Source organism: Armatimonadota bacterium (assembly GCA_016223145.1).
Taxonomy (GTDB): Bacteria; Armatimonadota; Fimbriimonadia; order Fimbriimonadales; family Fimbriimonadaceae; genus Nitrosymbiomonas.
In genome coordinates this window covers 21,378-46,039 of the sequence record JACRPN010000023.1, presented here as the reverse complement: position 1 = coordinate 46,039, position 24,662 = coordinate 21,378, and the positions used below count along the sequence as shown (strand labels likewise).

General features: G+C 61.9%; 19 protein-coding genes. 5 read left to right on the top strand and 14 right to left on the bottom strand.

Annotation, left to right across the window (positions count from 1 at the left end):
- Positions 1–25: 25 nt before the first annotated feature.
- Positions 26–961, bottom strand: a complete 936-nt coding sequence (locus HZC36_16910) for a hypothetical protein (GenBank protein ID MBI5708666.1) — start codon at positions 959–961, stop codon at positions 26–28.
- A gap of 27 nt (positions 962–988) precedes the next feature.
- Between HZC36_16910 and HZC36_16905 the strand changes: the two genes are divergently transcribed.
- Positions 989–2,305: a M20/M25/M40 family metallo-hydrolase gene (locus HZC36_16905; protein MBI5708665.1), complete on the top strand. Its 1,317-nt coding sequence runs from the start codon at positions 989–991 to the stop codon at positions 2,303–2,305.
- On the opposite strand, the gene HZC36_16900 is transcribed toward HZC36_16905, so the two are convergent.
- Positions 2,306–4,426: a hypothetical protein gene (locus HZC36_16900; protein MBI5708664.1), complete on the bottom strand. Its 2,121-nt coding sequence runs from the start codon at positions 4,424–4,426 to the stop codon at positions 2,306–2,308.
- 37 nt (positions 4,427–4,463) lie between these two features.
- On the opposite strand from HZC36_16900, the gene HZC36_16895 reads away from it, so the two are divergent.
- Positions 4,464–5,015, top strand: a complete 552-nt coding sequence (locus tag HZC36_16895) for a hypothetical protein (GenBank protein ID MBI5708663.1) — start codon at positions 4,464–4,466, stop codon at positions 5,013–5,015.
- 57 nt (positions 5,016–5,072) lie between these two features.
- Here HZC36_16895 and HZC36_16890 read toward each other — a convergent pair whose 3' ends face one another.
- Complete coding sequence (locus tag HZC36_16890; GenBank protein ID MBI5708662.1) at positions 5,073–6,584, bottom strand: proline--tRNA ligase; 1,512 nt, start codon at positions 6,582–6,584, stop codon at positions 5,073–5,075.
- A gap of 417 nt (positions 6,585–7,001) precedes the next feature.
- Here HZC36_16890 and HZC36_16885 point away from each other — a divergent pair, with 417 nt between their 5' ends.
- Positions 7,002–7,805: a prepilin-type N-terminal cleavage/methylation domain-containing protein gene (locus HZC36_16885; GenBank protein ID MBI5708661.1), complete on the top strand. Its 804-nt coding sequence runs from the start codon at positions 7,002–7,004 to the stop codon at positions 7,803–7,805.
- A gap of 168 nt (positions 7,806–7,973) precedes the next feature.
- On the opposite strand, the gene HZC36_16880 is transcribed toward HZC36_16885, so the two are convergent.
- The gene (locus HZC36_16880; protein MBI5708660.1) at positions 7,974–9,629 is read right to left on the bottom strand and encodes a hypothetical protein; all 1,656 of its coding nucleotides are present in this window, start codon (positions 9,627–9,629) and stop codon (positions 7,974–7,976) included.
- A 114-nt stretch (positions 9,630–9,743) separates the two neighbouring features.
- Between HZC36_16880 and HZC36_16875 the strand changes: the two genes are divergently transcribed.
- Positions 9,744–10,397 (top strand): 2TM domain-containing protein, encoded by a 654-nt coding sequence (locus HZC36_16875; GenBank protein MBI5708659.1) that lies wholly within the window; start codon positions 9,744–9,746, stop codon positions 10,395–10,397.
- 81 nt (positions 10,398–10,478) lie between these two features.
- Here the strand turns inward: HZC36_16875 and HZC36_16870 are convergent, their stop codons facing one another.
- The 4 genes from HZC36_16870 to HZC36_16855 form a co-directional block, all read right to left on the bottom strand.
- A complete protein-coding gene (locus HZC36_16870) occupies positions 10,479–11,291 on the bottom strand; it encodes a hypothetical protein (GenBank protein ID MBI5708658.1) in 813 nt (270 codons plus the stop codon).
- Positions 11,288–12,640, bottom strand: a complete 1,353-nt coding sequence (locus HZC36_16865; GenBank protein ID MBI5708657.1) for an aspartate kinase — start codon at positions 12,638–12,640, stop codon at positions 11,288–11,290. The genes HZC36_16870 and HZC36_16865 overlap by 4 nt, the downstream gene beginning before the upstream one ends.
- Positions 12,637–13,119, bottom strand: a complete 483-nt coding sequence (locus tag HZC36_16860) for a hypothetical protein (GenBank protein ID MBI5708656.1) — start codon at positions 13,117–13,119, stop codon at positions 12,637–12,639. Before HZC36_16860 ends, HZC36_16865 begins: the two co-directional genes overlap by 4 nt.
- Positions 13,120–13,205: 86 nt before the next feature.
- Entirely contained in the window at positions 13,206–15,161 is a 1,956-nt protein-coding gene (locus HZC36_16855; protein MBI5708655.1) for a hypothetical protein, read from the bottom strand.
- A 23-nt stretch (positions 15,162–15,184) separates the two neighbouring features.
- Between HZC36_16855 and HZC36_16850 the strand changes: the two genes are divergently transcribed.
- Positions 15,185–15,970 carry an ABC-2 family transporter protein gene (locus tag HZC36_16850; GenBank protein MBI5708654.1) on the top strand — a complete coding sequence of 262 codons (786 nt, stop codon included), beginning with the start codon at positions 15,185–15,187 and terminating at the stop codon, positions 15,968–15,970.
- Between the two features lie 254 nt (positions 15,971–16,224).
- Here HZC36_16850 and HZC36_16845 read toward each other — a convergent pair whose 3' ends face one another.
- The 6 genes from HZC36_16845 to HZC36_16820 are packed head-to-tail and all read right to left on the bottom strand — an operon-like array spanning position 16,225 to position 24,632.
- Positions 16,225–18,555, bottom strand: coding sequence for an LPS-assembly protein LptD (locus HZC36_16845; protein ID MBI5708653.1), 2,331 nt, complete (start codon positions 18,553–18,555; stop codon positions 16,225–16,227).
- Positions 18,552–19,625, bottom strand: a complete 1,074-nt coding sequence (locus HZC36_16840) for an LptF/LptG family permease (protein MBI5708652.1) — start codon at positions 19,623–19,625, stop codon at positions 18,552–18,554. The genes HZC36_16845 and HZC36_16840 overlap by 4 nt, the downstream gene beginning before the upstream one ends.
- Positions 19,622–20,419, bottom strand: coding sequence for a zinc ribbon domain-containing protein (locus HZC36_16835; GenBank protein MBI5708651.1), 798 nt, complete (start codon positions 20,417–20,419; stop codon positions 19,622–19,624). Before HZC36_16835 ends, HZC36_16840 begins: the two co-directional genes overlap by 4 nt.
- Positions 20,413–21,168, bottom strand: a complete 756-nt coding sequence (plsY, locus tag HZC36_16830; protein MBI5708650.1) for a glycerol-3-phosphate 1-O-acyltransferase PlsY — start codon at positions 21,166–21,168, stop codon at positions 20,413–20,415. The genes HZC36_16835 and plsY overlap by 7 nt, the downstream gene beginning before the upstream one ends.
- A 24-nt stretch (positions 21,169–21,192) precedes the next feature.
- Complete coding sequence (locus tag HZC36_16825) at positions 21,193–23,844, bottom strand: hypothetical protein (protein MBI5708649.1); 2,652 nt, start codon at positions 23,842–23,844, stop codon at positions 21,193–21,195.
- Positions 23,841–24,632 (bottom strand): endonuclease III, encoded by a 792-nt coding sequence (locus HZC36_16820; protein ID MBI5708648.1) that lies wholly within the window; start codon positions 24,630–24,632, stop codon positions 23,841–23,843. The genes HZC36_16825 and HZC36_16820 overlap by 4 nt, the downstream gene beginning before the upstream one ends.
- Positions 24,633–24,662: the final 30 nt, after the last annotated feature.

Here is a 24,662-nt window from a genome sequence, read left to right as displayed (position 1 = left end):
TCGCAAAACCAAGGAGGGGGCTCAATCATTCTCTTCTCAACCGAGTTAAGCGACCGCCGTCGTTGACCCATTCGGCGATGAAGATGTTGCCGTCCTTGTCGAAGCAGCCGCCGTGCGGGGCGATGAAGCGCCCATCGAGGAAGTCTCCGCGCTTGACGCCGTTATTGGCGCGTTCGCCCTCTTTCGGGTTGTCGCCGAGCTGGGCGACGAGCTTGTAGTTTTCATCCATCAGCGTCACGCGGCCCTGGAGATCCGGGATCAGGGTCAGTCCACCGTGGAAGTCGAAGTGGCAGGGCAGGCGCAGGTCGTGCGTGATGAAGTCCACATGCTTGCCATCGAGCGTAAAGCGCTGCAGGCGGTGGTTGCCGCGGTCGGCGACGACGAGAAGAGGCTCCTTGCCACGCGTATCGACCGCGAGTCCGTGCGGGCAGTTCATCAAACCGGGATCGCTGCCGTAACCCCCCCAGGTCCGGATGAACTTGCCGTCTTTCGTGTATTGGTGGATGTAGTGCATCCCATAGCCATCGCCCACGTAGAAGTCGCCGTTCGGAGCAAAGGCGATGTTGGTTGGGTTGTACTGCCCCTCTTCACGGTACTTGCCGGACTCCGCAGGCGCGCCAAGCCGGAAGATCTCGCGTCCGTCGAGGGTGTTTTTGGAGACCCAATGCTGGTTGGTGGTCGCAAAGTAAAGGTATTCCGTTCCGTCTTCTTCGCGAATCTGCATTCCGTGGGCGCCCTGGTGCATGTGGCTGCCCCAGGAGGAGACGTATTGCCCACTTTTGTCGAAGACGATCACCGCGTGGTCGCTGGGCGAGTGCACATAGATTCGGCCCTGTTTGTCCACCTGGACCTGATGGGTGTTCTTCTCGATTTTCACCTCGGCCGGCAGCTTGAAGAAGTCCCGCTCCCAAACGTAAACGACGCCGTCAATCTTGACTCGCGGCTCCAGAAACTCGCTCATGGCGGCATTATGGAGTAAAACTCCCCCATGCTCGCAATCCTCGCCCTTGGAGCCCTAACGATGCAGGAACCCAGCCTCGACGCCATGCTCAAACAAGTCGACCCGAAGCGCTTGCGTGCGACTGTTGAAAAGCTGGCAAGCTTCAACACCCGGAACACCAACACGCCCGAGCTCTTCCAGGCGGCCGAGTGGATCGCGGGCGAATACAAGAAGATTCCCGGGCTTCAGGTTGAGCTCTACAAGTATCAGGTGAAGCGGGGGAGCCGTATCCCGGCCGACAAAGAAGTGGTGGAGGTCGTTGCGGTTCTGCCCGGCAGAACGAACCGGCGCATTCTGGTGGGCGGGCACTTCGACACGATCAACATGGGCCAGGGCGCGGACCCCTTCACAGCGCGTTCGCCGGGAGCGAACGACGACGGCAGTGGAACGGCCCTCGCGCTCGAACTGGCGCGAATCCTGAGCCAGAGAAAGTGGGAGAACACGCTAGTCTTCTGCGCGTTTTCGGGAGAAGAGCAGGGACTGTTGGGCTCGGGGGCGCTCGCCAAGCGAGCCCGCGAAGAGAACTGGGATCTGGAAGCCGTGCTCAGCAATGACATGGTGGGCAACACGCACAACGACCTGAGCCAGAAGGAAACCAAGTTCGTTCGGGTTTTCAGCGAGGAATATGTCCCATCTCCCTCCACGCGAACCCGTGGGGCAGACTCTCAGCCTGCCGGCGTCTCGCAGTCCACCTCTCCCCCCGTGGGAGAGGTCGGTAAGCGAAGTGAACCGGGTGAGGGGGTAGCCGCCCCTCCCGCCGCGCAACAAGGGGAGGGACCCAGGCCCCACAACTCCCGCGAATTGGCTCGGTTCATCGAGTGGCAGGTTCGGCAGACGATGAAGGGAAGGCACGGGATCAAGCTAGTCTTCCGACGCGACCGCTTTGGGCGCGGCGGCGACCACACGCCGTTTGTCCGGCAGGGCTTCACGGCGGTGCGGTTCGTGGAGGTCATCGAGGAATACAACCGTCAGCACACCGTGAACGACCTGCCCGAATTCATCGACTACGCCTATTTCGCCAACAACGTACGTGCCAACCTCTGTTCGATGGCGGCGCTTGCGAATGCGGGCGAGGCGCCAACGAACGTGCGCATGGTGCGCGATCAGGGGCACCACTCCAAGATCACATGGCGCGGCACTCCGGGGGTCAAGTACGTGGTCTACTGGCGCGAGACCTCGAGCCCGGTGTGGCAAGGCGTTTTCGAGGTGGGCGAGAAGACGGAGTTCATCGCGCAGAAGATCAATGTGGACGACCACATGTTTGCGGTCGGGGCAGTGGGCGGCGTACCTGTTGCGGCGCAATAGCTACCCACCGTAGCGCTTCTTCATGAGCTCGTAAACCTCCATGACTCGCTCGCGAAATGACGGTGGCGCCTCGTCAAACCGGACAGGGCCGGAGTTCTCGTCCCCAAGAACCAGGCCCTTGTACCTCCAGTTGAGGATCAGGCCGGTTGGCGCGCGGGCTTCGAGCTCAAACTCCTCGGCCAGACGCAAGGACCAGCGGCCCTTCAGAAGCTCCTGAGGCGTCAGGTCTGGGTTTCGAAAATGGGCGTACCATACCTGGTGCCCTATTTCGTCGGCGCTGTTAGCGATGGTGCTGTGGCCGATCCAGGTCCCTGAGCTGCTTGAAGCATCGAGGTTCAGCGCCTGGTGCCTTTGTCCGACGTTGAGCCGAAACGAGGTCCCAGTCGGCACGCCTGTAGGCATCCACTCCGCTCCCGCGCGCATGAGGTCGGGCAACGGCTTCGCCGGCTGCTGCCGGATGCCTTCTGCTCCAAGAGAGAGCCATTCATAATAGTCGGGGCCCCAGTTGGCCCAATCCCTGAACCAAGTTTTGAAGCCTGCGGAAAGCGAGGCCGCATCCAAGGTTTCACCCTTGACCAATTGGGCCCAATGGGTATCGGGGAGATTCCCAAGCATCATCAGCACGATGCTCGGCATCTGAAAGTCCTGCGCCATAGCACCGCACTTGGGAAGCAGAAACTGATAAGCGCCAGCAAGTGGGCTACCCAGCGAACCTTCGCCCGCGGCCGCCACGAACTTCGCCTTTGCGCGTATCGTGAGCTTTTGGTCCGCTACGGCCCGGCGCATGAGGACCCCCAGCGGCTGGCGGTGAACTCGCGTTCTCTCGGAGACAAGTGAGCTGTTTGGGGTGCCAAAGGTCCAGCCATTTCGGGTTTCGAGCTTCAAGCCCCCGAAGTCCTGCGCCTCCTTTGCGAACGTCGAGGAATCGAGGATGCCTTCCTTTGTAGCGCGGATGGCACACCGCAAGAGCGCGTCCGGCAGAACCGCCAAGAAGGGCCTGCCTTGAACCTCAAACGAATCGCGGACCGCCTGCGCGGCGCCAAGCGCGAGGGGGTCCGTTTCCTCAGGATTAAGAAGCGCGGCTCTGGCTCCGGGCGTCAACTCGCCGTCGGGCCGAGGCGCATCGAGAAAGTAATATTCGTTGCCGACGCCGCTGAGGATGGAGAGAATGCTCGCTGCCGGATCACCCAGCTTCAGGGAAGGACGCTTCAGGGTCGGCTCAACAGCCTGGCCGAAGGCGGGGTAGCCGTCGTTGGTGGTGAGGTTCTGACTGGCGGTCTCTATGATGGTCCCGTCGGTGGCAAACGTGCGCAGGATGAGCGATATACGGCCGGGAAACCAAATGGCAGAAAGCAGAACCTGTCCGATGCCGCCTCCGCGCCGCGCCGCCTTCATGAGAAGCCGATACCTGTCATTGAGGTAGGGATCGGGGAGCTTAAGATCTTCCTCATTGACCTGGGCCAGTGCTTCGAGTGTCTTCTCGTAATGCGCAAAGGACTGTTCTGTGCCCTTGCCAATAGCTTCTTCAGCGGGATTTGGACGACGGGCAAATGTCACATGGTGGAAATAGGGAAGCGCTGCGAGCCTATCAGACCCCATCGCCACCACGAGTTGCTTCAGGAGGGTCTCTGCAGGCGCGCTGTAGCGCAGGACAGCGTCGACGCCGACCTTATATTCCCCATTTGTTGTCCGCTTGAGCTCCTCAATTGTGGAGCGCGCCCAAAGATAGGGGGTCTGCAAAGCGATCAAACTGTCAGCAAACTGCTTGAGCTGAGGCTTGAGGGCGTTGGCCCGCATCCGGCGATCATCGGCCTCCAGCCTGGATTGGGACTCTTTGGACCGTTTGAGCACGCGCAGGCCCTTCTCCTCTGACCATTCCGCTCGAAGCGCATCGGCGAGCCGCTCGAGGATTTCGCCGATCGGGCGGTTCTCGCAATGAAGTGTAACGACCTCTTCGTTTAGCGGTTCAAGGGCTCTTAGCGTGACGCCGTCCGCTTCTTCCAGCGAAGTCAAAACGGCCTTGACCGTCTGGGCCGGAATGTCCAGCGATACGGCGGCCCCGGCCGGCTTTTGGAGCCCCGATAGACACAGTGCTATCAGAATCGACGAGACTCCGACCATAGTTCCATTATGGTTCGTTTTCAGCTACTATGGCGGCATGTCTCCTTATCAGATCGGGTTTCTGGCAGCACGTCTGATGTCGGTGGTCTGTGCAGTCATGGCGGGCCGAGCTCTGGCCTATGCCATTGCGTTGGTTCAGGGTCTGCCGGGCAATGAGATGCCGCCTTCTTATTTCCTATCGGCGGTAACACCCTTTGCAGTGGACGTTTTGCTGGCGGTTGGCCTTTGGGTTTGGGCGAGCACGTTCGCCTCGGTCTTTCGTGAGAAGTCCATCGAATCGGACCGCGAAGCGACTTCGGAAGACTGGACGACGGGACTCCTTCGCGCTGTAGGAGCCTACTTTGTGGTCGAGTCGGCGGGCCCCCTGGTCCAGGGGATCTGGGTGGCTTGGGCAGATGCTCGTCAGGACCCCGAGGGACAGCTACTCAACCCATTTTGGGACTATTTCATGAAGCCGGTCCGGATAGAAGAACTGGTATCGCTACTCTGCGGTCTGGTGCTGCTAATCGGCGCACGGCGCATCTGGCGTGGCATATCGGGCGGAGCCTCCAAGTTCTGGAAGTCGACTTCGCTGCCCAGCGAGGAGTGAAGCTCTCTCAACCTCAACCCCGACGATCGAGGTTGGGGCCAAGAGAACGCTGAGTCTTTAGTACGCCTTCGCGAAGACGACCCTTTGCTTGCTTTCCTTGCCGGTGAGGATGCACTTGCCGGGTTTGGCGTCGTCCGGGTGGAGCGGCTCGAACGGGATACACCGGATCGTCGCCTTGGTCTTTTCGCTGATAGCCAATTCGGTCTCGGTGGTGCCGTCCCAGTGCGCCAGCACAAAACCGCTGCCACCCTCTCCTTCGAAATGCTTCTCAAAGGAAGCCCAGTCGTCGATACGGTGCGTGTTCGCTTCTCGGAGAGCCAGGGCTTTCCGGAACAGGGAGCTCTGTATGTCGGATAGGGCGGATAGGACGTATTGGACCAATTCTCCGGAGGGCACTGTGGCCTTCTCGCCTGTGTCTCTTCGCGCCACGACCACGGTCCCGCTGTCCAGGTCTCTCGGGCCGACCTCCACGCGGAGGCAGGCGCCTTTGAGCTCCCAATCGTTGTATTTGAAGCCGGGGGACTCATTCGCGCGCTTGTCGACCTTCACCCGGACGGCTTGGCCGTTCCAAGAAGCGCCGGTGAGGGCCTCGGCCATCTGGTCGGCAGCGGCATAGGTTCGCGCACGGGTCTCATCGTCGCGGCCCATCGGCACAAACACCACCTGCGTCGGAGCGAGTCTCGGTGGGACGACGAAGCCCTTGTCGTCCGAGTGGGCCATGATGAGCACCGCGATCATGCGCGTGGAGAGGCCCCAGGACGTGGTGTGCACAAAGTCGAGTTGGCCGTCGGCGGTTTGGAACTGCACCTCGTAGGCTTTTCCGAAGTTCTGCGCGAAGTGATGGCTTGTCCCTGCCTGGGCGCAGCGCAGGTCCTGCGACATGGCCTCGATGCAGTAGGTGTGATCCGCGCCCGGAAAGGTCTCGTTTCGAGTCTTGAGGCCGGTCAGTACAGGTACGGCCATCCATTCTTCAGCAAATCGACGGTAGATGTGGATCATCTGAAGCTGTTCGGCCTCGGCTTCCTCATAGGTCGCATGGGCGGTGTGGCCCTCCTGCCAAAGAAACTCGGCAGTGCGCATGAACAGGCGCGTACGCAGTTCCCAGCGCATGACGTTGCACCACTGGTTGAGCAGCACCGGCAGATCGCGATAGCTTTGGACCCATTTCTTGACCATTGGCCAGATGATCGTCTCGCTGGTCGGGCGGACAATAAGCGGCTCCTCAAGCTCGGCGTCTGGATCGACGCCCAGCTTGCCGTCCGGGCCCGGCTTGAGGCGGTAGTGGGTCACGATGGCGCATTGGGGGGCAAAGCCCTCGACGTGCTCGGCCTCCTTGACCAGAAAGGACATTGGAATAAGCAGCGGGAAATAGGCATTGGTGTGGCCTGTTGCCTTGAACATATCATCCAAGGCGCGCTGCATGTTTTCCCAAATGGCATAGCCGTTCGGGCGGATCACCATGCAGCCGCGCACGGGCGAGTAGTCGGCCAGTTCCGCCTTCAGGACGAGGTCGGTATACCAGTCGCTGTAGCTCTCGCCACGTGGAGTGATGCCTAGATTTCCGCTCATTTGAACCTGAATTGTGGCATATTGAGGGCCCTGGGCGAAGGGCGAAGGGCGAGGGGCGCGTGGGTGTTCAGGTGTTCGGGTGCTGGGCGTTCAGGTTTTCAGGTGATAGGGAGTTAAGTTTTCGGGTGTTCAGGTGCTCTGGTGCACTGCAGTTTAGGTTGTGGGGACTGAGTCCGGTGTCTCCACCCCCTCCCGACTTCGTTTCCCTCCCTTCGGTCGGCGGGATCTCCGAAACCCCCTCCTTCCCGACACGTCGGGACTCGGAAGCAATTTCGCTTCGCAAAACCAAGGAGGGGGCCCCAATCGCCCTTCGCTCCTCGCCCCTCGCTTCTCACCTCTCGCCTCTTCTGCGAACCAAACCGGGGCCTCAAGCGGACCTAGACGTGTATCAGAATGGGAGATACCTTGAGGGAAACCATGCGCCGTCGCCTGCCAAAGGCCTTCACGCTCATCGAGCTGCTCGTTGTCATCGCCATCATCGCGATCCTCGCTGCCATCCTGCTGCCGGTTTTTGTCCAGGCAAAGGTCACCGCCAAGCAGATCGTGTGCATGAGCAACATGCGCCAGTTGGGCCTCGCCGTCTCGCTCTATCTGGCCGATGAGGACGACACCTATTGCCCAGCGGCGCTCATCGACAACCTACCCGGCTTTGCGCCGCAGCAGATGTGGATCGGCTATGACAACAACAATGCGGGTCTCCTGGGCGGGTTCTTTGGTAGGGGGATCGAGCCCGCGCAGAATCCGGTCCGGCCGGGCGCCATCGACCGCTACCTGAAGGATGAAGGCGTCAAGCGCTGCCCCGCCATGCCGGGCGAATGGCAGCTTTCCTACGCCACCAATTGGTTCAATCCGGGGATCTCGTCCGAGTACTACAACACCAACCCTGCGGCCAGGGGCCAAGAATATGGCCCGATGGCGCGTACCGGTGAAACCGATGTCAGCGGCGCCACGGTCTCGCTCGGCGCCAATGCTTCGGTGGTCGAGGAGCCTGCCGGCACCCTCTTGCTTTGGGAGCACGAGGCCAGGGCGCCCGTCTGCAACTTCCTCCAGCCGTCCGACTGGTTCAACAGTCCTCCGAACGACCCGAACCTCATCGACCATTTCCATTTCCTCCACCGCAAAGGTGCCAATGCGCTCTGGGCCGACACCCACGCCAAGAGGATCACCTACTTCGGCCTGAAGAGGCCGATGTTTTCGAGTGTGAAGAGTATCTATGAGTAGGCGTTAGGGCATTGGGGCATTGGGGCATTAGGGCATTAGGGCATTAGGGCGTTAGGGCATGAGGGCATTAGGGCAGTGAGTGTCCGCTATCCGTTATACGTTATCCGATTTCCGCCTTTCGGAAAGGGAAGCCATGGCACAGGTGTAATGCCCCAGTGCCCTAATGCCCTAACGCCCATCCCCCACCTGAACCTTGCGCTCCACATGCGCTGCCAGTCGGCCTGCGTCGTCAAACACGTCCAGTTCGATCGTCGCCTCGCCTTTCGGCAGCTTGCGGGTATCCAGCACATAGCGGTGCGGGCCCGGCAGCGAGGACTGCGAAACGGCTTGGCCGTTGACCTTCCATACCACCGTCGGGTGGTCGTCGTAGAGCTTCACCCAGGCTGTAAGCGCCGCTCGGCGAGGCAGCAGAGCGCCATCGTCCAGCTCGACAGGATACGACTTCGCATAGGTCCATTCCCCAAGTTCAAGTGTTCTTAGGTAGTGCGGCTCCACGCTCAAGAGCTCTTCGTAGCGTCGTCGCACGTTCTCATCTCCCAGCAAGGAATAGTCATTCGACTGCCTCCCCGGGATGGCGTGCTTGATCGCGTTCATGCTGAGCCAGCAGACGGCTTTCACCCGTGGGTAAATCCTGGGGAGCGCCGAGTAGAACTGGGCCATCTTGGTGCGCGCGAGCTCGGAGCGGTCCATCTGGTCGAGGGACGACCGGTGCGAGGCCGCGTACTCGCAGATCATGATCGGATGCTTTTCGGAATAGGTTTCGTAGACATATCGCAACGCGTCCGCGGGGTTGCGCCAGGCTGCCGGCTGCTTGGGGTCGTCGTTCCAATAGGGCACACTGTAGATGTTTACCCCTACCCAATCAACGGCTTCGTCGCCGGGGTAGTAGTCGTTCATAATGCTGACCGGCGTCTCGAACGGGCACCAGACCATCGCCACATTCGGGGCTTCTTCGTGCATCACCTTTGCCACTAGGCGGAACTTCTCGATGTACTTTTTGGGGTCGCCGTGATAGGGCACCCAATCCCCGTTCATCTCGCTCGCAAAGCGCAGAAAGATGGGGGTCTTGCTCTCTTTGGCGGCCCTGGCAAACTCGTGCAGGTAGGCGTCGTCCTTGACCTGTTCCAAGCTTGAAGGCTCCCACGCGATTTGAGCGCCCGCCTTGTTCAGCTTCATGTGCTCGACGAACTTCTGGGGGAATTGCCGCCCGTAGCCCAGATACATGAAGAACAGGGCGTGGTGCGTACCGGAGAGGTGGTTGAAGGAGCTGACGTCGCGCCTCCAGGTTCCATATTCGTCGCGGTAGGTGCCTTTGATCGAGTCCTCGTGGTCAATAAAGGCGCCCAGATAGCAGCCATAGGCGGGTTCCAGTCGACGCTTGGTGTCGAACATCGCCATGGTCCCCTTGTCGGCCTCCTCATGAACAAAGGGCTTGGCCACGACCTCGTAGCGCTGCGCCAAGCGCTCGGCCGAATAGGCAAAACTGATCTTGCCAAGTGATCGGTAGATGCCTGCCGCACCCTCGTAGGCTTTTCTCGCCGACTCGAAGTCCTCGGTGGCCACGGCGGCCTCGGCGAGCTTGAAGTAATTCGCGGCGGAGGGGTCTTTGCGCACGGCTTCGGCGAGCACGTCCTTGCGGGCGTAGCTTCCTAGGAGCGCCGCTGACTCGGCCTTGCGGTGTCTGACGAAGTTGTATCCGGCGACCAGGGCACCGCCAAGCGCCATGCACAGGAGCACCACAAAGCACCTGATAGCCCACTGCCTTGCCTTGCTCCCCACGCTCGTCATTCCGATTCTCGCCCAGCAAAGGGGATTCGATGCCAATCCCGCTACACCTCCTTACGGCCGATGGCCCTCAAATCGCTTCGTCGGGCCCAACTTGCCGTGAATGGATCCCCTTTTGCAACCCCCGCTCTCCAATTCGCATAGAATCGTAGGGTGTCGGAGGAACAGCAGTTTTTCGAAGAGGACGAGGCGGAGCAGATCTTGCTGCTAGCCGCGCGCAAGTATGCGTCTGGCTCCATGAGCCGGGAGCAACTCCTCGCCAATGCTGCCGAAGCCGGCATCTCCGCAGAAGCCGTGCTCGCGGCGGAAACCGAGTACAGGACCCGTTCTGCCGAGGTTAAAGAGCGCCTTGAATTCGACAAGCACGTAAAGGCAGAGTTTTGGGGCCACCTCGGCTGGTACGTCGTCGTCAACCTGGGCCTGGTCGGGATGGACCTTTTCAAAGATGGCCACATCAGTTGGGCGTTCTGGCCTTTGCTCGGTTGGGGCATCGGCATTTTCGGGCACGCGTGGACCGTGTTCGCTCGGGGCAGCGACGATAACGAGCGCGAGTTTCGACGGTGGCGGGCGCGCAAGTCTCTCCGAGAGACCGGCATGGTGGACGAGGTCTCTAGCGGAGCGATCGCAGGGATACACATCGGCACGGGCAGCGAGGCGCGCGAGCTCAGGCGAAGGCTGAAGGAGGAGGCGCACGCGAAGAAGACCGAAGTGGTGCAGCGAGCCATCCAGCAGATTCGCGCGGAAACGGGGCTCTCGCACAAGGACGCCAAAGAGATCGTCCACGAGTATCTGGAAGAGAACGAATAGCCACGTTGGACCCTCTGCCGATTGGCCCGCAGCCCGACTTGATGGTGTGGGGGACCACATGGCTCTGCAAACGTGTCTGGCTTAGGAGGCCTTTCGAGGAAACCCGCTACCCACTCCACCGCCCCAGAGGCGTTCCAACGGCTCGTCGTTGTCGTCTTCGGCAACAGGCGTCCAACCCTCCGGGGTGAAGATCGGGCCATAGATTGCGAATCCCTGGGGTGATTGGCCTAGCGAAGGGACAGAGGGACCAAGGGACAAAGGGACGCTCGGAGCTTGCGAGCCCCGGTATGCCCACCCCTGGTCGCCGTAGCTCCAGTGCCAGTATTCGCTAGGGTAGTTCGTCATCCCGCCGTGAAACATCGCTTCGCGAAGGATCTGCCTGTGCTTTTTGGCCGTCTCGCTCAGGCCCGGACAGTCATGCGGGTAGTTCTTCGGGTCAAAGACTTTGTAGGGCGAAGAGTGGTCGATCCGCTGGCCTTCCGCATCCACAAGCATGACGTCTACAGCGCCGCCGCTGGCGTGGGGTGGTGGCGCCTTGGCGTTGTGCGGGTGGGTGAAGCGGTTGACGACGCGGCGAAGCTGCAGGTCCGACCAGTCCGGATGAAGCTGTTTGAAGCGGATCCACTGGGTCAGATACATCCTGCGCTGGATGTAGTTGGGGCGCCAGCCTTCGAGGATGCCCAGCCGGTAACCCTTGGGGATGGCTTCTGCGGCCCTGTTGAGCATCTCGGCGACCGTGGCGCGGACAAGGGTCGCTCGCGTGTAGCGGTACACCGGCGAGGCGATGACGAGCGTCGGACAAGCGACCGCGAAGTCCACCATCGGCTCTCCGTTTTCCTGAATAGGCACGCGCTTGAGCTCGGCTACGGGCTCGGTGGGTGAGGGCCTTCTCACTGGTGTTCGCCAACCACAAAGCGATCGTGAAGGATGCGAACGGCGCGCCTCTGGTCCACCTCCGGAACGAGGCAGCTTAGTGAAAACTCTGAGTCGCTGGTCTGCTGGACGTGGATGTTGGCGTTGCGGAGCTCAGTTAGGACGTCCAGATAGACGCCGGGCTGCTGGAGGTACTCGTGCCCCACGAGCGACACGATCGTGCAGTTCTCGGTGAGTTCGATCGGGATCGTGGTGACCTTGCCGAGCGGCTTGAGCAGGTCGCCTTGGATCTCCGTTTCGCGGGACGGGGTCTTGCCGATTTGGACCAGAAACAGCTCGGTGGCCGAGGTTCCGGCTGGAAGCACGAGGCCGTCGAGGATGTTCTCGGCGGCAGGATACTGCTCCCGGGGAAGCGCGAACCCGAAGCCGTCGGGGCTGTGGTTCATCATGTAGGTGTTGAGCTCGTACCTGGCCAGCATCTCGTACACTCGCGCCTCGATCGAGCGTCGGCTATCCGTTGGCGCGGCGCCAAGGTCGAACTGAAGATAGACCAGACGTCCGGTGTGCGTGACGCCTGTGACGCGGCTGCCGGGGAAGTCGGCGCGCTTGACGATTTCGGTGCCGGGAGCGTCGCTGAAGGTGCTCTTGACCCAGAGCGGGATGTCGAACTTCATCGCGATCTCTGCGGCGCGGGGATGAAGCACTTTGGCGCCCAGGTGGGCTATTTCGGCGACCTCGTCATAGGTCACCTTGCCAAGGGTGGGAGCGTCCGGGACGTAGTCGGGGTCCGCGGTTTTCACGCCGTCGACGTCGGTGTAGATTTCGACCATCGCGGCCTTCATCGCGGCGCCAATGGCGGCGGCGGTGGTGTCGGAGCCTCCGCGGCCGAGGGTGGTCAGCTCGCCGCCGGGCACGCCCGGCTTCGGCACGTAGGTGCCCTGGAAACCGCAGATCACGGGGATGCGGCCGGCCTCTACGGACTCAAAGAGCGAGGAGGGATTGATGCTGACGATCCGCGCGTTGCCGAAGACGCCGTCGGTACGGATGCCTGCTTGTCCGCCCCGATAGCCTTGGGCCGAGAGCCCGAGCGACTTTAGGGTTTGGGAAAACACCGCCGCAGAGAGGATTTCGCCACAGGCGATCATAAGGTCCTCCTCGCGGGCGTCAGGGAGCACGGCGGGATCAACCTCGCGCAGCATCCCGAGCAGGGTGTCGGTGGCATAGGGATCGCCGCGCCGCCCGATGGCGCTGACCACGACCACCGGCGCCCAGCCTTGCTCCTTGGCGGCGGCGACGAGGGCTGCGGCTTTCTTGCGGGCGTCGGCCGTCGCGACGCTGGTGCCGCCAAACTTCATCACGCGGACTTTCACGCCTGGCCCCCGATAAGCTCTCGCGTGTAGGCGTCCGCGAGCTTGGCGGCCTGTTCGTTCTCAGTGACCAAGAGCAGTCGGTCGTGCATATCGGCCAGGTGCTCGATGCGGGTGTTTTCGCGGGTGGCGATCGAGACGAGCCGCGCGACCAGGCCCTCTTCGTCGCGGATATTCACGGCGTGGACCAGCACGATGCTGCAGCCGAGCTGGACCGAAACCGTCGCACCAGAACCCTCGAGAGCGGCCTGTGCCGAGGAGGCTTTCTGCTCGTCGACAACGAAGGACAGGCCGCCTTGGGTGAGCTTCAGGAAGTCCAGGCTGATATCGGCATCGGAGATGGACTTCAAGACGCCGAGCCTTCGCTCGGCGATCGGTTCGGATAGGTTGGACACGTGAACCTGAGCGAATCCGCGTCTCACCTCGATCTGGCTGACGCCTCGAGGCTTCTCAAATTCGGTGCCGGCGGTTTGAAAGGACATGCTCTTTGGTCTCTGAAATCGGGGCTTTGCGCGAGGATTGTCTTTGGCTTCGGCGGCACTGCCGATATCGCGCGGGAAATCGGAGTTTACCTATCCGAAACCCGGAACAGGACCCCGACGGGCGCGGTGAACTGGATCGTCAGTCGTTCCTGCCGCACCGCATCGATGATCAGGGCTTTCCACTTGGTCTGGGGCTCCGCCTCGATGCCCTTCAGGTCATCCGCCGAAAGAGGGGGCTTGATGCCGTTTTGGACGGCTGCGGGGCCAAACTGCGCCGCCAGCACGCCGCGCGGCTCTTGGGCGAAGCTCACATAGACGTGCGTGATCCCCAATTTGGCGAGAGCATCGGCAAGGTCGGCGCCGCTCTTCATCGAACCATAGGGAATCTGGGTGCTGTGTCCAGGGTTGGCCCACATATACGGTTTGTTTAGGTAATAGCCGAACACCTCATCATAGAGTGCAACCGCTCGAGCGTCCGAATCGTTGTTGATCTCCTGTGCCGGACGGTAGAAGGCCACTGAACTGGCCAGGAAGTCCTCGGCCGCGACCTTTCCTATTACCACCGGCAGCTTGGCGTCGAGGATTGCCACTTTGATTAAGAAGAACGCATAAGCACTTTGGAGGGCGAGGAGCCCCGCAAGGACCGGCCCAGCCCGAATCTGGGAAACTGCCGCGCCGGCCAGGAGGCACAAGGGCACGCCCATGTTCAGCGAGTAGCGGCTCTGCTGGCTGAGTACGAACCAGAATAGGAAGCAGAATCCTACGCTGAGCAGGGTGAACGCCTCGAACCGACGCATCCGGCCCGAGAGCAGCCACAGCAGGGCGCCGCAGAACACCGCCGGTCCAAGGGCCTGATTCGGCATCCCAAGGCCCTCGGTTGGCATAGGATTCGTATAACGCCCCGGCTGATAGGCCATGCCCAAAAGAGCATGAGGCAATTGTTTCCAGTCGCGTGCTCCGACGGCATTGCCAACCCCAAACGTGTGCTGCTCGTTCTCGTAAATCTCGCCGTGCCAGGGGCTCCAGTTCTTCCCTTTGAACACGCTGTAGAAAAACGGATAGAAGGGGTTCCCCGTGTTCACGACGTTACGGATGAGCCACGGCGAACAGAGGACGATCGCTCCGATTCCCACGAGGGCGCCGGCCTTGAGGCCCTCTGCCGCCTGTTTCGATGCAGCGCTAAGGATGATGAGAGAAACGGCCGCTGCGACGGCCACTTGAAGGCCGGTGTACTTGCTCGCGGCGGCGAACCCAAGGCACCACACCGCCAACCAAAGGGACTTCTTGTCGGCGCGGTCTGCCGCGTACTGGGCAGCGAAGAGCACCCCGAGTCCCGCCCAGAGCCCATGCGCCAGGTCTACATACGCCGTGCCCATTTCCCAGAGCGCAACCGGTGTGGCGACAAGCGCCAAGGCCGTCCACCAAGCGGCTTTGTCGCCATAGCGCGCGCGGGCAAAACCGAAAAGTGCGAGCAAGCCGAACAGGGCGTAGGCGATGTTGTAGGCTTTGGCGGCGGCGCCACCGGAGCCCAGGGATAGGGCATCTGAAAGCCCCCACAGATAGAGGTTATCGACAAGAAAAGGGAAGTTGCTATGATGAATCGTGGGAGTCCAGGTGATCGTTCCTGCCTTCAGCCATAGTTTGGGCACCGCCAGGTGATACGCGAGCGAATCCCACTCCATCGTGTCGATGGGTCCCAGTGCGGCAAGCAAGGCAAAGAGGAAGGCCAGCCCCAAGGCGGCAGAGATCGCCAGTTTCCATCCCACAGGCTTTGTGGCATGCAATCGCTCCAACTTGGCCGCCTGAACCAGGAATACGATGCCTATCAACGCGCCCCCCAGAACGAGGAAGGGCCCCACGGCCAGCCCACCGGGGATCATCCCTATCGGCAGCGTGGCCCACCCCAGCACCGCCAAGCCGAGCATCCCCGCCATCCCCCACCTTAGGGCCGGGTCCAGGTCCCCGATGAGGCGCGAAAACAGCCGCCGGCCCAGGCCCGCCATTCCCAGACAAATGACATAGTTGAGCAGCAGGCCGAGCATCGCGTTGCAGTATATTCCCCCTGATGTCCCGCATTTGGCGCGTGTACCGCACGTTTTGGGTCAGCTCACTTGCCCGCGAGCTGGAGTTTCGCGCCAACTTCCTGGCCAAGCTGCTCCAAAACGCCACGTGGGTCGGGTTCTCCCTGCTCGTGCTTCTGGCGATCTATCGGAACACGCCGAGCATCGCCAATTGGGGACGGGGTGAGGCGTTCATTCTGGTGGCAACCTGTTTTGCGATGAGCGCGCTGTTCTCGGCGATGTTCTTCTCGCTGATGGAGATCCCCGAACACATTCGTCGGGGAACCCTCGATTACATCCTGACCAAGCCGCTCGATTCCCAGTTCTGGGTGTCGATGCGACGCTTCAATTTCGACCGCCTCGGGGCGCTCTTGGCGGGGATCGTGATGCTCGTGATCGGCCTCGTTCAGTCCGGCCTGCACCCAAGCTTCTGGCAGTGGGTTGCGTACCTGCTGCTCATCAAGGTCGCGATCGCCCTTTTCTATTCGGCGAACCTGATCATGATGACCACCGCCATCTGGCTGGTCCGAGTGGACAACCTGTGGGTGCTGGGGGAGACCGTGCTCGACATCGCCCGGTACCCGATCGACATCTTCCCGATGTCGGTGCGCAGGGCGTTCACCTATGGGATTCCGTTGGCCTTCCTGGCAACGGTCCCGGCGAGCCAGCTCACCCGCGGTCTCAACTTGATCCACGTCGGCATCGGGGTGGCATGGGCGCTCGGCGCGCTCCTCGCTTCTCGGCTGTTCTGGCTGTATGCGACAAGGAACTACGCTAGCGCGAGCAGCTAGTCCCCTCCGCCGGTTCGCTGCGTTCACCGACCTCTCCCGGTCGGGAGAGATGATACTGGGACCACTGATGACGGATACCGGATAGCGGAAAACGGACCCCAGACCCCAGACCCCAGACCCCAGACCTCGGACCTCAGACCTCAGACCTCAGACCCCAGACCTCAGACCTCGGACCTCGGACCTCAGACCTCAGACCTGACACCATCACCCGGTCCAGTAAGGCGCGGGATCTTCGATTCACTGCGTTCCCCGACCTAGTACCCCATACCCGTACCCGTGCCGATCGGCTGGCCGCGGGTGCCGGTGCCAAAGCTCGTGTCGAACGGGAACGCCTTCAGGCGCACCCCAAAGAAGATCTGCTGCCCAGCGCGGAAACCGGTCTTGTTGTCGGCCACCTGAAGCACGGCTTCCCAGCAATGGAGGTCGTAGCTTGCCGAATACCAGATCGACTCCCACTTGTTCAGGTACCCGTTGAACGCGCCCTGCACGCTCAGGCGCGTTTTGCCGAAGGTCAAACCGTCCGCCCGGAAGTTCACGGTGCCCCAAGTGTGCCGGGGGGAGTCATACCGGGCGCCCACTGAAAGATAGAGGTCGCCGTACCCGTAGTCGGCGTCGAGGCGGACGTTGCCCCACCGACGGTTTGCGGTGTCGTACACGGGCCAAGCGCGAAGCTGAAAGGCGTCGTTCGGGGTCCATTCGGTGCGTATGCCGAGCTGCTGCCAAGCGGAAAGCACGCCGGGGCGCTCCGATGCCAGCAGGTCGTAACCGGTCTGGACCCCCAGTTTCAGCGTTGGCAGGGCACGAACGCTCAGGTCGGCCGTAGCGAGGTTGGTTTCGCCCACACGATCTTGAGAGAGCGGCGAGTATCCATGAGCCCGCAAGTAGTTGTAGCGGATGTTCAGCCCCGTGTCGTTACTGAACCCGTAGCGCAACGTCGGATTGACTTGGAGGGCGAATTGGGCCGTGTCGTCGCTGTAGATTCCTTGCCGGAAGCGGCCCTGAAGCCCAAAACCGAACCCTTTCCCGCTCTGCATCGCCCGGTTGGCAGAGAAATCGAAGAACGACCTGGTGATCTTGCCCCTTGAACCCGGATCGGCATACTCACCAAGGCTCATTTCGGCGGTGAAGGGAAGCCAGGGCTTCGCGTCTTCGCCGAGCAGCTTCCGGGAGTCGGTGCGGAAGGAGAGGACCGGGGTTCTATCCTGCGCGCTGAAGAAGTTCGCCACCTCGCCGACAGGGATGCTCCGCGAGTATTCAAGCTCGGCCTGGCCCTTTGAGGTTTCCTGCTGGGCGCGCACCTGCACGTCGACCTGTTCCCGGTGGACCGGGGTGCCGTTCGAAGAGCCCGACTCATAGGTGGCCCACTTAAGGTTGAGGGTCGCAGAGGTCGTCTTGCCCCATCGCTCTTGATCGTAGAGACCCCAGACCTGGTTCTTGCTGAAAAAAGATGGCGACTCGTTGGAGTTGCGTATTAAGGTCAGCCGAGTCGTGTTCTGGCCCCGGGCTTGGCCCTGGCCGCCCCTCGGAAGGGTGAGTGACGCCTGGGTGTTCAGGCTCGTGTTCTGCGGTGCGTTGAACTGGTTGCGCTGCTGATAATTGTTCGACATCGTGAACTGCGCGCCCGAGCCAAAATCCTGGTTGTGCTGGGAGCGGAGTTCCACCGTGTTGGTGTCGCCGAGGATCCCATAGGCCCTTAGGTAGCCGTCGTAAGCGCTCCCCGCATAGCCGAAAATGCCTCCAATCCCGAAGCCCAGCTTGGAGTAATAGTCGAGGTCGGCGTCCAGCGAGTTATTGCCCCGGATCGGGATGCCGATGCGGTTCTTGATGAAGAAGCCCGTGGTAGGGTCGCTCCCAATCTGGGGCGTGTATCGTTCCCTCTTCGTGTCGAGCGGGATCGCCAGATAGGGAATCCGAAAAAGCGTTCGCCCGAGGACCACGAACTTCGAGTTTCTCAGAATGATCCGCTTGCCGGTACGGATCGTGATATCTTTCGAGTCGATCGTGTAGTGGGGATGGTCCAGGTTGCACGTTGTCAGGCCGCCATCGTGGGTGTGGATGGTCTTGGGGTCGCCATAGGTCTCAGCGCCCCAGATGTAGACGTCGTCCACCACGCGGCCCTGAAGGAGATCCGGACGGAGCTGGGCCGCGGCTTTGCCTGCGCGAAATGTCTTGGCGTCGAGGTCGGCGGTGATGATGTCGCCGCGCACGATCCCGTCCTTGCCGACCAGTCGGGCGCTCCCTGTGAGGGTGAACACGTTGGTGACGAGGTCGCCCTCGATGTGATCGGCGAAAAGGTCGTAGCCCTTGTAGTGGCACTGCACCCCGCCGTCGAGCACGATCTGGTCACCCACTCGTTTCCAACGATCGGCTTGGACCAACTGAAAGACGTTGACGTCCGCCTGGGGTTCAGGAAGGGAGGAGTCGCGCTCGGGTAGCCCAGGGGTGCCCTTGGGATCGAGCGGGTTGCCGGGCCTCGGCTTTGCGCCAAGCGCCTTTCCAACCTCGGTGGCCAGACCCGTGCCCCCACTTTGTGCGAGCGCCGCGCAGGGAAGCGCCATCAGAATCGCCGCCGGCAGCGGCCTCACTCCAACCTCCGCACCGCCAGCACTCCCAAAGCCAGAAAGAGGATGTTGGGCGCCCATGCCGCCAGCACGGGGCTCAGCCAGCCATGCCTGCCCAGAACCTCGGTACACACGATATGCGCGTTATAGTAGAGGCCGCAGATCAGGATGCTGAGAAAGAGACCCATGTAGCTTCCGCTGCGGGCGAAGAGCACGGCGAACACGGGTGAAACGAATGCAAAGATGATCGAGGAAGCGGGGATGCTGAAGTGCGTGTGGTAAAGCACTTGGGCCCACGTGGAATCGACGCCTGTCTTCTTGCGCTCGGCGATGCTCTGAGCCAGGGTTGCGGCATTGGACTCCGTGTCGAGTTCGGTGGTGAAGAAGTCCGAAATGGTGATCGGGTCGTTGATGACTACGGGCTTGCCGGACTTGAAGTCCACGACGCTGTCGCCCTTGAACCACCAGTACTTGGTGCCGTGGAAGGTCCAGACGCCGTCCTTGTATTCGCCGGTTTTGGCGCGGATGACGCTGATCACGTCGGCATCGGGCCGCTCAAAGAGGATCACGTCGTAGAGCCTTAGCGTGTTGTCGTTGGTCTTTGAGACGGAGCCGATGTTCGCCGAGTAGTTCGGCAGGTTGATCACGACGTTGCTCTTGAAGTCCGGCATGACGCCGAGGAGCCCCACCTGCTGCATGATTTTGCGGGCGCCGACCTCGGTCACGGGCATCACCTTCTCCGAGATCCAGAAGTTGCCCGCTGCGACCGCCAGCCCGAAGAACGCCACGGGGATGCAGATCCTAAGAAGCGGCGCGCCGGCGATGCGCATGGCGTTGAGCTCGCTTTCCCTCGCCAGACGCGAAATGGCGAGTGCCGCAGCAAGGGAGGTTCCGACTGGAAGAGTCATCCGCAGGAAGCCGGGTGTGCTATAGAGGATCGTTTGGAGAGTGGCAGTCAGCGGGACGCTCGAGACCGAGAACGTTTTGAGCTGAAAGATGAGCATGTTCGCCTGGAACATGAGCACGACGGCGACCGTGCCGACCAAGAACGGCAGCACGAGTTCTTTCAGCACGTAGCTATCGAGCTTCTTCAAGGCTTATTGCCGCCACCATCCCTGAAGCCCGAGACCAGCAGAATCACACCAAGGGCCATCAGGAGAACGATGGTCGGAACCGCCAGAAACAGCGGCATGGTCACCGCCGCTGTGGGGATTCCGATTACACACAGCATGGCGAAGATCCACGTCACTAGGACGCGCTTCACCATCGTCGATTTCATCCATCGTCCTTGGGCATAGTCGAGCAGGTAAGGAGCGCCGCAGCGGCTGCAGAAGACCGCGCCGGGGTAGTTTGGAACGCCGCACTCAAAGCACCGAATCCGCTCTTGCGCATCCAATTTCCCCGCGTGGGCTTTCCATTGCTGGAGCATCCGGAACTCCTCGGGGAACATTCGCTCAGGGACGTTCTTGAGCGCCGAGTCGGCGATGGCGATCGCATGCCCGACGATCCCCTTGTTGTAGAGCGAACGGGCCAAGCGGAATTTCGCGCCGAAGTTGTCTGGCTTCGAGGCGAGGAGTTCGTAGGCGCGGCCGATGGCCTCGACGTCGAGGGCGCTGAGGGCCGAGCGGTTCATCGCGACGCGGGTCATGGGCGCCAGGATCACCGTGGCGAGCACAGCGACGAAGTCAATCATCGCGAAATCAGGAAAGGGCGGATTCAGGCCCAGGTAGCCCATGCCAAAGGCGACGAAGATGCCGAAGACCCCTGAGATCGCATCGATCTCGCCCATGATCATCCAGTGCACCAGCGAGATGATCCAGACCGCCAGGGGCGCCCATATGAAGCACCCAAAGGCCAGCGATCCTGGATTCTCAAACTGAGCTAGCATTCTCGTCCTGCTGCGTCCTTGGCCGGAGCCGGTTCACCGTCGGATGGCTCGTCTTCCCCGCTATTGCCAGGTCGATCAGGGCACTCCACGACGGCGCCTCCTATCTGACTGGTAACGTCTTGCGATGTTCGATCATATCCGCCATCGGCCCTATCTTTGTTCTTGAACTTGAATTTCGGTTCCTTCCCTTCTCTCAGGCGCTTGATGTTGCTTCGATGACGGTACCAGACCATCGCCACCAGCAGTCCATGGCCCGCCACCACCGGGATGGGGCTGATGAAGATGTAATCGAAGATGAGCAAAGAGCCTGTGGCGAGGAGTGATCCCAGGCTCACGTACTGCGTGGCAACCATGATGAGCACAAACACCGCCAGCGCGCCGGCCGCCGCCAATGGCGTACTCCCCAAGATCGCGCCAAGCCCCGTCGCGACCCCCTTGCCGCCCCTGAATCTGAGGAATGGCGACGCGCAGTGTCCCAGTACCGCGCAGAGCCCGATCCCAAGGGACCACGCCGTCGCATGTTCCTCGATGAGACCCCTTGCGAGGAGCGCTGGAATAAACCCCTTGCCCACGTCGAGCAGGAACACCGGGAGGCTCCATTGCCAGCCGAGCGCGCGGTGGACGTTCGTCGCGCCGGTGCTTCCGCTGCCCACTTTCGCCAGATCGACACCGCGCAGCCTGGCGGCGAGCACCCCAAACGGAATCGCGCCAAGAACGTAGGCGCCAAGGGCAAGAAGCAGGTGCGTCATGGCTCGTGTGGCAGGTCGGCGGGCTCAGTTTTGCAGCCGATCGATCCCCTCCTCGTAGATGGAACGCACCGAATGAGTCATGTCTTCGTGGATGGCCAAGAACTCGTTTCCGTCGACAAACCCTGCCGCACGCGCAAGGATGTCGAGCTTGTCGGGGTTTTCGGGCACGATGTCGGGAGTAAACCCCAAGAGAACCAGACGATCACGAGTGGCGAGAAGGTGTTTCCTTGCCTCCAACAGAGCCTCCTGCTCCAATGTATTGATGAGTTGGGCGTGCCCGAGCGTTCGAATCCGAGGCGGCATTTCGCGCCGGGTGCCCGCCTGGGTGGTGGTGGGATACCGGAGTTCGTGCAGATGCACGAACCACTCGATGTCCGAGAGCCCGCCTCGCCCAAGCTTCAGGTGGCGGTGGCGGTGCTTGATCGAGACCCGCTCGGTTTCGATCCGCTGCTTCATGCTGAGGAGTTCGGTCAGGCGTTCCGGCGTTAGGGGCAGCGCATAGGCCGATGCGAGAGCGCCCGCTTCCGCCATCGGATCGCCACAGACGCTCCGCGCCGATCCGAGGGCGAAGCGCTCCCACATCTCCATCTCTCCCAGATCGTAAGCGCGCAGACCCGCATAGGTCCTGACCAGGAGCCCCTGTCTACCCTCCGGGCGAAGGCGCAGGTCGATCGACACCGGCGCGCCGAGCCGCTTGATCCGGTCCAGGTGGAGCATGAGCTTCTGGGCCTGCGTCTCGGCGCCCATGTGCCGCTCGGCGGTGTCCACCAGCCACAGCAGATCGAGATCGGAGCCCAGACCCAGCTCCCCGGAGGCATAGCTTCCGAGCGCAACGACGTCGAACTCTGCGCCGACACGCTCCATGGCGGACCGGAGGACCGCGTCGCCGATCCTCTGAATGGCTTGCCCTAGCTCAGAAGACGGCTCAAACATCCACTGGATGGCGGCCTTGGTCCATTCGCTCCGGATGGCCAGCGCATAGCGTTCGTCTGTCGCATCGGGAGGCAGCTCGGCGATCTTGCGGCCCGGTTCCCAGGGCTCGAGGACCTCTCCGCTTAGGACTTCTTCCGTCAGACTCACATCCTTGGCGAGCACCTCCGAGAGGACCGGTGCGATCTCCGCGATCTTGCGGACCCGCTCCAGGCTGTCTCGGTTCTCGTGGAGGCTCTTGTAGAAGGCCTCGCATTCGGGCAGGTCGTCAAACCAGACCTCTGCGGTGGACGCGGCTTCTCCCAAGGAGGCCAAGACCGTCAGCCTGTCGTCGTCGACCACAGACCGGGGGAACCGCGCATCGTAAATCTCCCTTACCTGGTTTCTTGTCGCGGCTAGCGCTTCGGCATAGGGGGTCCACTCGGAAAAGCCCATCAGCTTGGCGAGGCGGGCGCGGCCTTCTTCATCGGCGGGCAGCGAGTGCGTGTGCTGATCCTCCGCCAACTGGCATCGGTGCTCCGACTTTCGCAACAAGCGATATGCCTCAGCGAGGCTCTGGCCGTCTTCCTCCGAGATGAGCCCGTGCGACCTGAGACCCGCGAGCGCCGACAGGGTGTTCGGCTCGCGAAGGTTGGCGGCTTTCGCGCCGTGGATCATCTGGAGCACTTGGGTGAGGAACTCAACGTCGCGGATGCCGCCGTAGCCCCGCTTCAGGTCGTCCTCTCCTCCGAAATCCTCTGTCCGCGCGCGCATGTCGAGGATCTCCTCCAAGGCGTGGGTGCTCCAGAGGGGCCTAAAGCAGTGCTCGAGCCGCAAGCGCTCCCACCAATCGGCAGAATCCTCCGATCCTGCGATGACTCGTGACCGCAACAGCGCCTGGCACTCCCAGAGATGGGCGTGCGACCGGTAATAGGCCTCGACCGCGCGGCGTGTTTGCAGCACCGGCCCCGCGCCGCCGAACGGCCTAAGCCGAAGGTCCACCCTGTATAGCGAGCCGCGGCCCATCTTGTCGCTCAAGGCTCGCCCAAAAACCTCGCAGAAGCGGGTGGCGTGCTTTTCCTCCTGCTCGGCCAAGGCGCGGTCGGCCACGTAGACGAGGTCGACATCGGAGCTGTAGTTCAGCTCCTGTCCACCGAGCTTGCCAAACGCAACGATCGCGACCGGGCACGCCCCCTCGAGGCCCTTTTGAACGGCGTAGTCCCTCCAGGCCGTCCGCAGCGCCAGCCGGATTAGGGCATCCGCCAGGTTCGAGAGGCCCAGCCAGACCTGTTCTTGCGGCATGGTGCCAGCCAAGTCGTGCAGCACGATCGGCAGCAGCCATCGGTGGCGCAGGTAGCGCAGGCGATCCAGCGCATGGCTGTAGCTGGTCGCGGACTCCAGCAGGCTTTCGCCATCGGCCTCGATGATCTCGGTGCTCGGGTCCTGTGTGAGCGCGGTGGGGTCGGTGAGCAGCGAGGCCAGCTCGGGGTTCTGGATGAGCGCGTTCGCAAGCGGCTGGCTCGCGCCCATGAGCTGCAGGAGCAGCCGGCCGAGCCCGGGTGAATCGAGCAAACCCTGAAGCTGTGCCGCCGGGTTGGCTGCCGATTTAAGCCAGGCTTCAAGGTTGCCGAGAGCTCGGTCGGGGTCGACGTTCGCGGTGAGCAGGCTGCTCAAGGCCTCGGAGGGCTCAAGCTCGCAAAGCTCGCCGATGCGCCCCAAGGCCGCATGCGCCTTTTCTGGATCGCGAAATGCGGGTTGCCCGCTCATGAGCTTCGGCCCTTCCTGTTGGCGCTCATTTCCTTGCGGCGCTTCGCCGGGCCGTTGGACTTAAGCCAAGCGCAGGACTCTCGGACATTGCAGGCCTCACAGAGCGGTATGGGCGCCTTGCAGGTCTCCCGGCCGTGCCGGATCAGCGCAACATGGTATCGAAACGCCATGCCCGCCGGCACCAGGTCGAGCAGAAGGTCGTGCGCTTTGTTTTCGCCGCAACCCTCCGGGATCAACCCCAGCCGCCAGGACACACGGTAGACGTGGGTGTCTACCGGGATGACGTCCATCCCGAACGCAAAGCTCAGCACGATCGAGGCGGTTTTGGGGCCGACTCCCGGTAGCTCCATGAGCCAGGTCCGGGCTTCGAGCGGCGGCAGGGTTTGCAGGTTTTCAAGGTGGTAGCCGCCGTTTCGGGCGTGGATCTCGCGCAAACAGGCAAGGATGTTGCGGGCCTTCTGATTGGCCAGCCCGACCGTTCGGATGAGGTTGGCAATCTCTGATTCCCCTGCCGCCACCACCTGTTCCCAACTCGGGAACTTGGCCTTCATCCGGTCAAAGGCGGGGAAGGCCGTGGCGTCGGTCGTGTGCTGGGTGAGGATGCACGAGATGAGCTCGTCCACCGGCTCGCAGCGCGGGTGGGGGTCGGCGGTCCCGTACCGGGCCTCAAGCGCTTCGATGAGGGCAAGGATCGCCGCCGGGGTCCAGGTGCGGCGCAGTCGCGATTGGCGGCGGCTGTCCGCGAGTTGCTTGGAGCCGGGCCTTGCTTGCGCGGACGGTCGGGGCATCGCTTAAAAGGATACTCCCTTCATAATCTC

Coding starts and splice junctions, on each gene's coding strand:
- HZC36_16910 (MBI5708666.1), bottom strand. CDS start 961: ATGAGCGAGTTTCTGGAGCCGCGAGTCAAGATTGACGGCGTCGTTTAC.
- HZC36_16905 (MBI5708665.1), top strand. CDS start 989: ATGCTCGCAATCCTCGCCCTTGGAGCCCTAACGATGCAGGAACCCAGC.
- HZC36_16900 (MBI5708664.1), bottom strand. CDS start 4,426: ATGGTCGGAGTCTCGTCGATTCTGATAGCACTGTGTCTATCGGGGCTC.
- HZC36_16895 (MBI5708663.1), top strand. CDS start 4,464: ATGTCTCCTTATCAGATCGGGTTTCTGGCAGCACGTCTGATGTCGGTG.
- HZC36_16890 (MBI5708662.1), bottom strand. CDS start 6,584: ATGAGCGGAAATCTAGGCATCACTCCACGTGGCGAGAGCTACAGCGAC.
- HZC36_16885 (MBI5708661.1), top strand. CDS start 7,002: ATGCGCCGTCGCCTGCCAAAGGCCTTCACGCTCATCGAGCTGCTCGTT.
- HZC36_16860 (MBI5708656.1), bottom strand. CDS start 13,119: ATGTCCTTTCAAACCGCCGGCACCGAATTTGAGAAGCCTCGAGGCGTC.
- HZC36_16855 (MBI5708655.1), bottom strand. CDS start 15,161: ATGCTCGGCCTGCTGCTCAACTATGTCATTTGTCTGGGAATGGCGGGC.
- HZC36_16850 (MBI5708654.1), top strand. CDS start 15,185: ATGTCCCGCATTTGGCGCGTGTACCGCACGTTTTGGGTCAGCTCACTT.
- HZC36_16835 (MBI5708651.1), bottom strand. CDS start 20,419: ATGCTAGCTCAGTTTGAGAATCCAGGATCGCTGGCCTTTGGGTGCTTC.
- plsY (MBI5708650.1), bottom strand. CDS start 21,168: ATGACGCACCTGCTTCTTGCCCTTGGCGCCTACGTTCTTGGCGCGATT.
- HZC36_16825 (MBI5708649.1), bottom strand. CDS start 23,844: ATGAGCGGGCAACCCGCATTTCGCGATCCAGAAAAGGCGCATGCGGCC.
- HZC36_16820 (MBI5708648.1), bottom strand. CDS start 24,632: ATGCCCCGACCGTCCGCGCAAGCAAGGCCCGGCTCCAAGCAACTCGCG.